Annotated in this window: 10 protein-coding genes; 3 read left to right on the top strand and 7 right to left on the bottom strand. The window is 62.9% G+C overall.

What is annotated here, in order from left to right; translation table 11 throughout:
• Positions 1-156: 156 nt before the first annotated feature.
• On the bottom strand, positions 157-1380 hold the full coding sequence (locus CP49_RS32320) for a phenylacetate--CoA ligase family protein (protein WP_057854178.1): 1224 nt from the start codon (positions 1378-1380) through the stop codon (positions 157-159).
• 95 nt (positions 1381-1475) lie between these two features.
• Between CP49_RS32320 and CP49_RS32315 the strand changes: the two genes are divergently transcribed.
• On the top strand, positions 1476-2636 hold the full coding sequence (locus tag CP49_RS32315) for an AGE family epimerase/isomerase (protein ID WP_057854177.1): 1161 nt from the start codon (positions 1476-1478) through the stop codon (positions 2634-2636).
• Positions 2637-2710: 74 nt separating this feature from the next.
• On the opposite strand, the gene CP49_RS32310 is transcribed toward CP49_RS32315, so the two are convergent.
• The 6 genes from CP49_RS32310 to CP49_RS32285 form a co-directional block, all read right to left on the bottom strand.
• Positions 2711-3553 carry an ABC transporter ATP-binding protein gene (locus CP49_RS32310; protein WP_057854176.1) on the bottom strand — a complete coding sequence of 281 codons (843 nt, stop codon included), beginning with the start codon at positions 3551-3553 and terminating at the stop codon, positions 2711-2713.
• Between the two features lie 197 nt (positions 3554-3750).
• Complete coding sequence (locus CP49_RS32305; RefSeq protein WP_057854175.1) at positions 3751-5031, bottom strand: ABC transporter substrate-binding protein; 1281 nt, start codon at positions 5029-5031, stop codon at positions 3751-3753.
• A gap of 58 nt (positions 5032-5089) precedes the next feature.
• Positions 5090-6163 (bottom strand): branched-chain amino acid ABC transporter permease, encoded by a 1074-nt coding sequence (locus CP49_RS32300; RefSeq protein WP_057854174.1) that lies wholly within the window; start codon positions 6161-6163, stop codon positions 5090-5092.
• A 6-nt stretch (positions 6164-6169) separates the two neighbouring features.
• The gene (locus tag CP49_RS32295) at positions 6170-7063 is read right to left on the bottom strand and encodes a branched-chain amino acid ABC transporter permease (protein WP_057847915.1); all 894 of its coding nucleotides are present in this window, start codon (positions 7061-7063) and stop codon (positions 6170-6172) included.
• Between the two features lie 253 nt (positions 7064-7316).
• Entirely contained in the window at positions 7317-9248 is a 1932-nt protein-coding gene (locus tag CP49_RS32290; RefSeq protein WP_057854173.1) for a long-chain fatty acid--CoA ligase, read from the bottom strand.
• Complete coding sequence (locus tag CP49_RS32285) at positions 9245-10066, bottom strand: ABC transporter ATP-binding protein (RefSeq protein ID WP_057854172.1); 822 nt, start codon at positions 10064-10066, stop codon at positions 9245-9247. Before CP49_RS32285 ends, CP49_RS32290 begins: the two co-directional genes overlap by 4 nt.
• Positions 10067-10371: 305 nt before the next feature.
• Between CP49_RS32285 and CP49_RS32280 the strand changes: the two genes are divergently transcribed.
• Both CP49_RS32280 and CP49_RS48090 read left to right on the top strand, forming a co-directional pair.
• Positions 10372-11046, top strand: a complete 675-nt coding sequence (locus tag CP49_RS32280) for a Crp/Fnr family transcriptional regulator (RefSeq protein ID WP_057854171.1) — start codon at positions 10372-10374, stop codon at positions 11044-11046.
• A gap of 92 nt (positions 11047-11138) precedes the next feature.
• On the top strand, positions 11139-11750 hold a 612-nt coding region (locus tag CP49_RS48090), incomplete at its 3' end, for a GDP-mannose 4,6-dehydratase (protein ID WP_245310970.1).

Raw genomic sequence — 11750 nt, 5'->3', positions numbered from 1 at the left:
AATTCCCTGCTGGATTTGCAAGATCGTTTTCCCCGGTCTCTTGGCCATTTTGACGTGGTGACACGCGTGCCTGTTTTCTTCCCTGTTAGCAGGAAAAAGGTCTGTTGAATGCTTCTGAAGTCTTCGCGTTAGGCATTACCGAATGGTGACGTTTATTTATCGCTCGTCGGCAATCACCTTGCCGTCATTCGGCAGCGCGCCGGCCCCGACCAGTTCGACATTGCCGCCGAGCTTCGTCACCCCGCGCAGGCTCGCGGCGAGTTCGCCTTGAAGGCCCTCGCTCGGCGCCGCCGTTTCCGCCCTCAGCGTCATCATGTCGCTCTCGCCGGACCGCGTGACGACGAGGCGCAGCCGTCCGAGTTCGGGATGGCGCTTGCCGATCTCGGCGATCTGCTCGGGGCGGACGAACATGCCCTTGACCTTGGTGGTCTGGTCGGCGCGGCCCATCCAGCCTTTGATGCGCATATTCGTGCGTCCGCATGGGCTTGTCCCGGGCAGAGCGGCAGTGAGATCGCCGAGCGCGAGGCGGATCCACGGATGCTGCGGGTCGAGCGAGGTGACGACGATTTCGCCGACGTCGCCGGGCGCCACGGGATCGCCGGTGCCGGGGCGCACGATCTCCATGATCAGGTCCTCGTTGACGACCATGCCGTCGCGCGCCGCCGTCTCGAAGGCGACCAGACCGAGGTCGGCGGTGCCGAACGCCTGATAGGCATCGATGCCCCGCGACTTGACTTCGTCCTGCAATGATTTCGGAAAGGCCGCGCCCGAAACCAGCGCACGCTTGATCGAGGAAATGTCGCGCCTGGCATTCGCGGCGGCGTCGAGCAGGATCTTGAGGAAGTCGGGCGTGCCGCTATAGCCGACCGGCCGGTAGGCCTCGATCAGCTCGAACTGCTGCTCGGCATTGCCGGGCCCGGCCGGGATCACCGCGCAACCCAGCGCCCGCGCTGAGGCGTCGAAAATGAAGCCGCCGGGCGTCAGATGGTAGCTGAAGGTGTTGAGCACGACGTCGCCGGGTCGAAAGCCCGCCGCAAACAGCGCCCGCGCGCCGCGCCAAGGGTCGGCGCGAACGGGCTCGGGCTCGAAGATCGGCCCCGGCGAGGTGAACAGCCGCCCGAACGACCCCAAAGGCCCGGCCACGAACCCACCGAACGGCGGCACGGCCTTATGCAGGGCAGGGAGTTCCGATTTGCGTAGCACCGGCAGGCGCGCCAGCGCGGCCCGGCTGGTCACGGAAGCGGGATCTGTGCCCTTCAGGCGCTCGGCATAGGCCGGCGCGGCCAGCGCCTTGCGCAGGACGTCCGGCAGGCGAGAGAACAGCTCTGCCTCGCGCGTGGCCGGCTCACGGGTTTCAAGGGCGTCATAGTGATCGGTCATGGCTGATGATCCCGCAGATTAGGGCCGATTGCGTGCCGCCGCCGGCGTGCTATCAGGCGGCGGCTACCGGTGTTGCTCGTGTTCCAGAGGACGCAATGGCTGAAGGACATACCGCTGCGGCAGGAGACGGTGCCGCTTCGGCCTATATCGTCGCGAGGCTGAAGCTTCGCATGATCGACCACTGCTTGCCGCTGTGGTCGGCCGAAGGCTGGGACGACAAGGCGGGCGGCTTTATCGATCAGCTCGACCGCGACGGCCGTGCAGACCGCCTGGCACCGCGTCGGGTGTTCGTGCAGGCGCGGCAGATCTATTGCTATGCCAAGGCCGCGCAAATGGGCTGGTATCCCGAGGGCCGCGCGATCGCGCTGAAGGGGCTGGAGCATCTGCTGGCCAAGGCGAAAGCCCCCGACGGCAGACCGGGCTTCGTCCACACGCTGACGCCGGACGGCGCCGTGCTGGACCCGCTGCGCGATTCCTACGACCACGCCTTTGTCCTGCTGGCCCTTGCGACCGTCTACGGACTCGATCGCGATGCTCAGATCCGCGCTGAGATCGACGCGATGTGTCATTTCATCGATACGCAACTGCGCTCGCCGCATGGCGGGGTTCACGAAGGACTGCCGGTATCGATGCCGCGGCGACAGAACCCGCAGATGCATCTGTTCGAAGCGATGATCGCGGCCTTCGACGCGACGCACGACACGGTGTTCCAGAACCAGGCCGGGAATTTCTTCAGTCTGTTTCTGGCCAACCTCTATGACAAGCAGCGGCAGGTGCTTGGCGAGTATTTCGAGGAGGACTGGTCGAAGATCGAGCCCGTCAGCGTCGAGCCGGGACATCAGGCGGAGTGGGCTTGGCTGCTGAAGGGCTTTGAACGCATCACCGGCTGCCCGACGGGGCGCTACCGCGGCGAATTGCTGGCGACCGCGCTGCGCTATCGCGACGAGGCGACCGGCTGCCTGGTCGATGAGGGCGACGCCAACGGCAATATCAGGCGGCATACGCGCCGGCTGTGGCCGCAAACTGAAATCGCCAAGGCGTGGATCGCGCAGGCAGAAGCGGGCGAGGCAGGAGCCGCGGATGAAGCGCGCGCGGCGCTGGCGCGGCTCGAACGGCATTATCTCAGCCATTCCGTCGCGGGCGGCTGGCACGACCAATTCGATCGCGACGGCAATTCGCTGGTCGCCACGATCCCTGCGTCTTCGTTCTATCATGTTCTTTGCGCGGTCACGGAAGCGGAGCAGGTGCTCGGCTAGCGCTTGATTCTTGTTTTGACGCGCTTTCTTCACGCGAACCGGTCTCCACTTCGCTCGAAAACGCTATGCTTCGCTCACAGCCACCGCTTCCGCCGCTTGAAGCTTTTCAGGTTCTTGAAACTCTTGCGTTGGTCGCCGGCGCCGCCAAGGTAGAATTCCTTGACGTCCTCATTGTCGCGCAACTCATCGGCTGTGCCATCGAGCACCACCTTGCCCTGTTCCATGATGTAGCCGTGGCTTGCGACCGACAGCGCCGCGCGCGCGTTCTGCTCCACCAGCAGGATAGTGACGCCAAGGTCGCGGTTGATCTCCTTGATGATGGAGAACACTTCTTTGACCAGAAGCGGCGACAGACCCATCGACGGCTCGTCCATCAGGATCATCTTCGGGCGGGCCATCAGCGCGCGGCCGATCGCCAGCATCTGCTGTTCGCCGCCGGAGAGATAGCCGGCGAGCCCGGTCCGTTCCTTGAGCCGCGGGAAATATCTGAAGACCATGTCGATGTCGGCGGCGATCTCATTGTCGGTGCGGGTGAAGGCGCCGAGCTTGAGATTTTCGATCGACGTCATGTCCGCAATGATGCGGCGGCCTTCCATCACCTGGAAGATGCCGCGGCGGACGATCTTGTCGGGATCGATGCCGTTGATGCGCTCGCCGTCGAACAGGATCTCGCCGCGAATGACTTCGCCGTCCTCGGTCTTGAGCAGACCGGAGATCGCCTTCAGCGTCGTCGACTTGCCGGCGCCGTTGGCGCCGAGCAGCGCCACGATCGCGCCCTTTGGCACCTCGAGGCTGAGGCCGCGCAGCACCAGGATGACCTTGTCGTAGACCACCTCGATGTTGCGGACGCTGAGCAGCGGCGCGGCGGTAGGGGCCGTGGCCTTCGGAGGGCGGTCGATTTCGGTTGCTTCGGTCATGTTTCTTGATCCTGGCGTTGTTAGGGGAGCGGGTCTTCCGCTCCTCCCATCGCCGTCATCACCCGCGTATGCGGGTGATCCAGTATTCCAGAGGCGCCTGCGATCAATCGAGAAGCCGCGGCGTACTGGATCCCCGCTTTCGCGGGGATGACAGGTGAGTGTTGAGGCGACTAGAGGCGCCTGCAGGCGCGCCTAGCTTACCAGCCGAGCCACTCGGGCTTGCGCGGCAGGTCGATCGTCTTCACTTTCTCCATCTTGATGCCGCCGTTCTTGACGAGATCGCCGAGCGGGGCGTCGGTCGCACCTGCGACCTTCATGCGATAGAGATCGACCTTGAGCGTGCCGCGGTGATCCTTCTCGGTGAAGGTTGAGGGGTTGCAGATGCCTTCGCCACCTGCGGGCACCCAATCTTTCTTCTGATAGAAGCCCTTCTTGACGTTCTCGCCGGTGGCGCCGCCGTTCTTGGCAGCCCATTCGACGGCTTCCTTCATGTAGAGCGCGGTGCAGACGCCGGCGACGTAGTGCACGGGACGGTAGGCGGTGCCGGCCGCGTCCGACATCTTGGAGATTTCCATGAAAGTCGTCATGCCGGGCGCGCTGCCGCCCCATGCCACCGCGGTGCGGAGCGGGAACACCACGCCGTCGGCGGCGGCGCCTGCGGCCTTGGCGGCGTTCTCGTCCATGCCCCAGACGTTGCCGAGGAACTGCACATCGACTCCGGCTGCCTTGCAGGCGTTGAGCACGGAGATGTTCGAGCCTGCGGTATTGCCGAGATAGGCGTAGTTGGCGCCCGAGCTCTTCAGGGTCAGGCACTGCGCGCTGTAATCGCCGGGGGTCAACGCGAAGACGATCGGCGGCAGCAGCTCGAAGCCGAGTTCGGCGGCGATGGCTTCACCCGCCGCTTTCGGCGCGTTCGGATAGGGATGGTTGGCGCCCATATGAACGAACTTCGGCTTGCCGGGCTTGCCCTTGGCTTTCCAGTCCTCGGCTGCCCAGGTCAGCATGCCGCGAACCGCGTCCGAATAGCTCGGGCCATAGAAGAAGTTGTAGGGCGCAGGCTTGGCCTTGCCGCCGGCGCCGGTCGGATCGGAGAGCGCTGCGGCATAGGATGCCGAAATATCGGGGATCTTGTCCTGGGCCAGGAATCCTGTCAGCGCTTCGGTGTCGGCCGTGCCCCAGCCGAGAATGGCGGCGACCTTGTCGGCGCCCGACCATTTCTTGTACTGGGCGATGGCGCGCGGCACCTGATAGCCGTAATCGACGGTATCGACATTGACCTTGGCGCCGTTGATGCCGCCGCTCTTGTTGATCCACGCATAGGTGTCCGCGACACCCTGTCCGAACGGTGTTCCGACATCCGAGGTCGGACCCGAATAGTCGGCGAGATGCCCCAGCGAGATCGGCGCCTGGGCTGATGCTGCGGTACTACCCAAAAGCAAAGCGAGCGAGGCTGTGCTCAACAGAGTCTTCGTCGTCATAGACATAGTCCTCCCGGTTACTTCTCGAGGTCTTCTCGTTGTCCGTCCCGTTCCGACCTCAATGCGAGAACGGGTAGAGTTTCCAGTACGCCTTGATCTGCCGCCATCGATGCGCAAGTCCATCCGGCTCGAATACCAGAAACACGATGATGATCACGCCGATGGCCATCTCACGCAAGAAAGCGATGTTGTTCTTTAGTCCCAGAAATTGGTCGATCGGGCTGTCGCGCAGCGCGACGCTGAGCCATTCCATTGATTCCGGCAGCAGCACCATGAACGCCGTGCCCATCAGCGTGCCCATGATCGAGCCGAGCCCGCCGATGATGATCATCGCAAGGAAGATGATCGAGCGATCGATACCAAAGCCTTCGTTGGAGACCACCTGATTGTAATGCGCGTAGAGCGCGCCGCCGACGCCGGCAAAGAAGGCGGCGAGACCGAACGACAGCGTCCGGTATTTGGTCAGGTTGATGCCCATGATCTCGGCGGAAAGATAATGGTCGCGCACCGCGACCAGCGCGCGCCCGTCGCGCGAACGGATCAGGTTGGTGACCAGCAGATAGCAGACGATGACGTAGGCCAGCACGACATAGAAATACTGCTTATCGCCGCGCAGCATGTAGCCGAAGATCGAGAACGGCTCGGCGCTGGCGGGAACACTGCCGCCGGTGAACCATTCGGCCCGCGCAAAGAAGTCGAGCAGGATGTACTGCGCCGCCAGCGTCGCGATCGCGAGATAGAGCCCCTTTAGCCGTGCGGCTGGCAGGCCGAAGACCAGGCCGACGGCGGCCGTCACGACGCCCGCGAGCGGAATGCAGAAGAAGACGGGAATGCCGAACCGGTTCGAGAGATAGGCCGAGGTGAAGGCGCCGAAGCCGAAGAAGGCGGCGTGGCCGATCGAGATCTGGCCGGTGAAGCCGACGACGATGTTGAGGCCGAGCGCGGCGATGCCGAAAATGCCGATCTGGATCAGCAGGCTGAGAATATATTCGTTGACGACGTGGGGCGCAAAGCAGACCAGCACGATGCCTGCGATCATCGCGTTGCGGCTGGTCGTGGTCGGAAACACGGTGGTATCCGCCGCATAGCTGGTGCGGAAATCGCCGGCGGGAATGAGGGTCTGGCCTGCCATGATTGATTACACCCGCTCGATGTCTTTGGTGCCGAACAGACCGTATGGCTTGATCATCAGGATGATGATGAGCGCATAGAACGGCGCGATCTCGTAGAGATTGCCCCAGTGCAGATATTCGCTGTCGAGAAAGTGCGCGACGTTCTCCAGAAGCCCGATGATGATGCCGCCGAGCACCGCGCCGCCGACGCTGTCGAGACCGCCGAGGATCGCCGCCGGAAACACCTTGACGCCATAGGCAGACAAGCCAGCCGAGACGCCGTTGACGACGGCTACCACCACGCCCGCGACGGCGGAAACGGTCGCCGAGATCGCCCAGGCCATCGCGAACACGCTTTTCACGGAAATGCCGAGCGATTGCGCCACCTGCTGATTGAAGGCGGTGGCGCGCATCGCCAGACCATATTTGGAGAGGCGGAAGAACCATGCCATTCCGACCATCATCGCCACCGAGACCGCTAGGCTCATCAGATAGACGGTCTGCACCTGAAGTCCGAGGATATTGACGTTCTGGGTCTGGAAGATGCGCGGGAACGGCTGCAGGTTAACGCCGAACATCCATTTCATCAGCGCGGAAAACACCGTCGACAGCGCGATCGTCACCATGATCACGGAAATGATCGGCTCGCCGATCATCGGGCGCAGGATCACGATCTGGATGGCGATGCCGAACAGGAACATGAACACCAGCGTGATCGGCATGCCCAGGTAGAACGGCACCTGATATTTGGTGAGCAGCCACCAGCACACCCAGGCGCCGACCAGCAGCAATTCGCCCTGCGCGAAGTTCACGACCTGCGTCGCCTTGTAGATCAGCACGAATGACATCGCGACCACGCCATAGAGCGTGCCGACCACGAGGCCGTTAACCAGAAGCTGGATCAGGAGCTGGGTGTTCATGCTGCTTGATGCCGTTGGATTGCGCTGCCGTTTCCCTCTCCCCTTGTGGGAGAGTGTGGCTTCGCCAACGGGTCGGCGCGAAGCGCCGCCCGATGACAAGCTCCGCGAAGACGGGTGAGGGGTTGTCTCCGCGTTCGCGCATGTGGAGAGAAACCTCTCACCCAACCGAGTTCGCGTCGACCCGCGGCGATGCCCTCTCCCACAAGGGGAGAGGGCTCATTAACTGGCAGCGCAATGAATTTCTCCCGCGTCATCATTCCGCGGCCTCCGCCATCGGCGCTTCATGGCCGAGATCGACCACGCGGAGGGTAGTGCGAATGCGCTGGGTGGTGCCGTCCTGGAAGCGGATCATGGTATCAACCGGAATATCGCTCTTGCCGCCGTAAATCGCGTCGATGATATCAGCGTATTTCTCGTTGATGACGCTGCGGCGGACCTTTCGGGTACGGGTCAACTCGCCGTCATCGGCGTCGAGCTCCTTGTAGAGCAACAGGAAGCGCGAGATGCGCTGCGCCGGCGGCAGCGTGGCGTTGACGCCTTCGACTTCCTTGCGGAGCAGCGCATAGACTTCGGGGCGCGAGGAGAGGTCGGTATAGGTCGTGAACGAGATGCGGTTCTTCTCCGCCCATTTCGAGATGATCGAGTAGCGGATGCAGATCATCGCTGCCAGCGTATCGCGGCCGGCGCCGAGTACGACCGTCTCAGCGATATAGGGAGAGAACTTCAGCTTGTTTTCCAGGTATTGCGGCGAGAAGCGCTCGCCGCGGGAGGTCTCGGCGAGATCCTTGATGCGATCGATGACCACGAGCTGGCCGTGATCGTTGAAATAGCCGGCGTCGCCGGAGTGCATCCAGCCCTCCTTCATGTCGGCGGCCGAGGCTTCCGGATTTTTGTAGTAGCCGAGGAACATGTTGGGGTGGCGCACGACAATCTCGCCGACGCCGTTGACATCAGGGTTATCGACGCGGATCTCGATGTCGGCTGCCATCGGCACGCCGGTGGTATCAGGATCGACCTTGCCAAAGGGATGCAGCGTGTAGGCCCCCAGCAATTCGGTCTGGCCGTAGAGCGTGCGCAGCGGCACACCCATGGCCTGGAAGAACTTGAACGTATCCGGCCCGAGCGCCGCGCCGCCGGTCGCGGCCGAGCGCAGCCGCGTGAAGCCGAGCCGGTCGCGTAGTGCGCGGAACAGGAGCTGATCGGCGAACATCGAATGCTTGCCCTGCGTGAGCGCCGAAAGCCCTGCCTTCATGCCGATATCGAACAGCTTTTGCTTCAGCGGGGAGGAATCCATCACGCCGGCGCGGACATCGGCGGCAATCGATTCCCAGAGCCGCGGTGCGAACAGCACGAAAGTCGGCGCGATCTCGCGGAAATCGTGCATCATGGTCTCGGGCTCTTCGACGAAGTTGACCTTCATCCGGCACAGCAGCCCTTTGCCGAGCGCATAGACCTGCTCCATGATCCAGGGCAGCGGCAGCACCGAGACGTATTCGTCGTCCGGTCCCTTCGGATCGAAGGCTAGATAGGTCGCGCAATGCTTGAGGACGCGCCCGGCCGCCAGCATCGCGAGCTTGGGATTGGCCGTGGTGCCCGATGTCGTGCAGAGGATCGCGACATCCTCACCGCGGGTGGCGTCGACCAGCCGGTCGTAAACGCCCGGCTCACGCGTGGCGCGGTCGCGTCCCATCGTGGCCAGCTTCTCGGCTTCCATCAGACGGGGATCGTCGTATTTCCGCATGCCGCGCGGATCGGAATAGACGATGTACTTGAGGTTGGGCGCGCGATCGGCGAGCGCCAGCAGCTTGTCGACCTGCTCCTCGTCCTCGGCGAATACCAGTTTTGCCTCGCCGTAGCTGAGCAGATAGGCGGCTTCCTCGTCCAGCACGTCGCGATAAAGGCCGAGGCTCATGGCGCCGATGGCATGCGTTGCGATTTCCGCCGCCACCCAGTCCGGACGATTGTCGCCGATGATGCCGATGACGTCTCCGCGCCCAAGACCGAGTTCGACCAGCCCGAGCGCGAAATCGTGCACACGGGTCTGGTAGTCGTTCCAGGTGAAGACGCGCCACAGCCCGAGATCCTTTTCGCGCAGCGCGATCTCGTCGCCATGCTCTTTCGCATTGAGGCGCAGCAGCTTCGGGAAGGTATCGGCCTGGGCGGCGCGTCCGGCGTAATCCATCATGCCGCGCTCTCCCGAGGTGCCGGCGTATCGTCGGGATCGACCAGGACCTCGTCCTCTTCGCCGAGATAGGCGCGTTTCACGTGGGGATCGGCGAGAACCGAAGCCGGGTCGCCCTCGGCGATCTTGCGGCCGAAATCCAGCACCATGACGCGGTGGGAGATGTCCATCACCACGCCCATGTCGTGCTCGATCATCATGACGGTCATGCCGAACTCTTCGTTGAGATCGACGATGTAGCGCGCCATGTCCTCCTTTTCCTCGAAGTTCATGCCGGCCATCGGCTCGTCGAGCAGGATCAGTTGCGGCTCCAGCGCCATGGCGCGGGCGAGTTCGACGCGCTTGCGCAGGCCGTAGGGCAGGGTGCCGGCGGTGGCCTTGCGCACCGACTGCAGGTCGAGGAAGTCGATGATCTCCTCCACCTTGCGGCGGTGCTCGAGTTCCTCGCGCCTTGCGCCGGTCAGCCAGTACAGCGAGCCCGTGATGAAGTTGTTCTTCAGGAGGTGGTGCCGCCCGACCATGATGTTGTCGAGCACGCTCATATGATGGAACAGCGCCAGGTTCTGGAAGGTGCGGCCGATGCCGAGCGCGGGCCGCGCGTTGGGATTGAGGCCGGTGATGTCCTTGCCACGGTAGAAAAGCTGGCCTTCGGTCGGCTTGTAGCGACCTGAAATGCAATTGACGATTGAGGTCTTGCCGGCGCCGTTCGGGCCGATGATCGAGAACAATTCGCCCTCGTTCACGCCGAAGGAGACTTCGGTCAGCGCACGAACGCCACCGAAGCGCAGAGACACCCCGCGCACTTCCAACGTGTAAGCCACTCGTTCCCTCCAGATACGGCGCTTGAGCAGCGCTCTTTATCTATCGTTTGCAATGCGCGATCCTACATCGGCGCTGACGGGCAAGCCATCCGACTATCGGTACCGGCCGATGCCCCGCGTCGCGCGTGGTAGCGTCGCACCCCGCCACCGCGCCATAGACCGCGTGCACCGAGGTGGCTCTCCTTAGGGCAATGCGATAGTCTGAAATGTCTTTTGCCTGACAATTCGTCAGGAAATTTTGCTGGGCGGCACTCTTGTTGCAGTGCAGCACGAGAATGGATGGGGACGCAACGGTCGATGCGATCATGATTGCTGCGGATTACCTCAAGCGCATCGCGGCCTGGTCGCGCGAACTGAACGAACGGGAAATCGAGGTCGCCCGCGCCGGCATCGTGGAGAAATCCTACCGCGCCAACGAGCATATTTTCATGCGTGGCGATGCCTTCGACTACTGGACCGGCATCGTCACCGGTCTTGCCCGTATGAGTACGGTATCGAGCGGCGGCAAGGCTGCGACTTTTGCCGGCCTCACGGCGGGCGCCTGGTTTGGCGAGGGCTCGGTGCTGAAGAGCGAGCCGCGCCGTTACGACGTGGTGGCGTTGCGGGATACAAGACTGGCGCTGATGGACCGCAACACCTTCTTCTGGATGTTCGAGAACAGCGTCGCGTTCAACCGCTTTCTGGTCCGGCAGCTCAACGAGCGGCTCGGCCAGTTCATCGGCGCGGTGGAACATGGCCGCACGCTCGACGCGACCAGCCGCGTCGCGCGTTCCATCTCCTCGCTGTTCAACCCGATTCTCTATCCGGACATGACGCGCCATCTTGAGATCACGCAGGAAGAAATCGGTGCGCTTTCCGGCATTTCGCGGCAGAATGCCAACCAGTGCCTGAAGCGGCTGGAGAAGGAAGGCTTGCTGCGGCTCGAATATGGCGGCGTCACCATCATCGAACTCGAACGTTTGCGCCACCATGGCGATTAGGCTCCTAAGGACCTGATTTCAAACGGCTTTGGCGATAGACTTAGCGCGGGTCGAATGCTATGGCCTCCGCGACCTTCGCGTTTGGAGAAGACATGGCGGCTCAGGATTCACAGCGGCGCGTGGCGCTGATCACCGGCGTCACCGGCCAGGACGGCGCCTATCTTGCCGAGTATCTGCTCGGCCTCGGCTATGAGGTCCACGGCATCAAGCGGCGGTCGTCCTCGTTCAACACCGCGCGCATCGATCACCTCTATCAGGATCCGCATTCCCGCAATGTGCCGTTCCTGCTGCACTACGGCGACATGACCGACTCGACCAACCTGATCCGGCTGATGCAGCAGATCAGGCCGACCGAGATCTATAACCTCGCCGCCCAGAGCCATGTCGGCGTAAGTTTTGAGAGCCCGGAATATACCGCCAATGCCGATGGCATCGGCGTGCTGCGGCTTTTGGAAGCGATCCGGATCCTCCGCATGGAAAAGGAGACGCGGTTCTATCAGGCCTCGACCTCCGAACTCTACGGCCTCGTGCAAGAGGTGCCGCAGCGGGAAACCACGCCGTTCTACCCGCGCTCGCCTTACGGCGTCGCCAAGCTGTACGGCTACTGGATCACGGTCAATTACCGCGAGGCCTACGGCATGTTTGCCTCGAACGGCATCCTGTTCAACCATGAGAGCCCGATCCGCGGCGAGACTTTTGTGACG

The sequence above is a fragment of the Bradyrhizobium valentinum genome (assembly GCF_001440405.1).
GTDB lineage: Bacteria > Pseudomonadota > Alphaproteobacteria > Rhizobiales > Xanthobacteraceae > Bradyrhizobium > Bradyrhizobium valentinum.
This window is presented reverse-complemented; position numbering and strand designations above follow the sequence as displayed.

Excerpts from the sequence above, each read along its gene's own strand:
- CP49_RS32320 (WP_057854178.1), bottom strand. The coding sequence starts at position 1,380 with ATGACCGATCACTATGACGCCCTTGAAACCCGTGAGCCGGCCACGCGC.
- CP49_RS32315 (WP_057854177.1), top strand. The coding sequence starts at position 1,476 with ATGGCTGAAGGACATACCGCTGCGGCAGGAGACGGTGCCGCTTCGGCC.
- CP49_RS32310 (WP_057854176.1), bottom strand. The coding sequence starts at position 3,553 with ATGACCGAAGCAACCGAAATCGACCGCCCTCCGAAGGCCACGGCCCCT.
- CP49_RS32305 (WP_057854175.1), bottom strand. The coding sequence starts at position 5,031 with ATGACGACGAAGACTCTGTTGAGCACAGCCTCGCTCGCTTTGCTTTTG.
- CP49_RS32300 (WP_057854174.1), bottom strand. The coding sequence starts at position 6,163 with ATGGCAGGCCAGACCCTCATTCCCGCCGGCGATTTCCGCACCAGCTAT.
- CP49_RS32295 (WP_057847915.1), bottom strand. The coding sequence starts at position 7,063 with ATGAACACCCAGCTCCTGATCCAGCTTCTGGTTAACGGCCTCGTGGTC.
- CP49_RS32290 (WP_057854173.1), bottom strand. The coding sequence starts at position 9,248 with ATGATGGATTACGCCGGACGCGCCGCCCAGGCCGATACCTTCCCGAAG.
- CP49_RS32280 (WP_057854171.1), top strand. The coding sequence starts at position 10,372 with ATGATTGCTGCGGATTACCTCAAGCGCATCGCGGCCTGGTCGCGCGAA.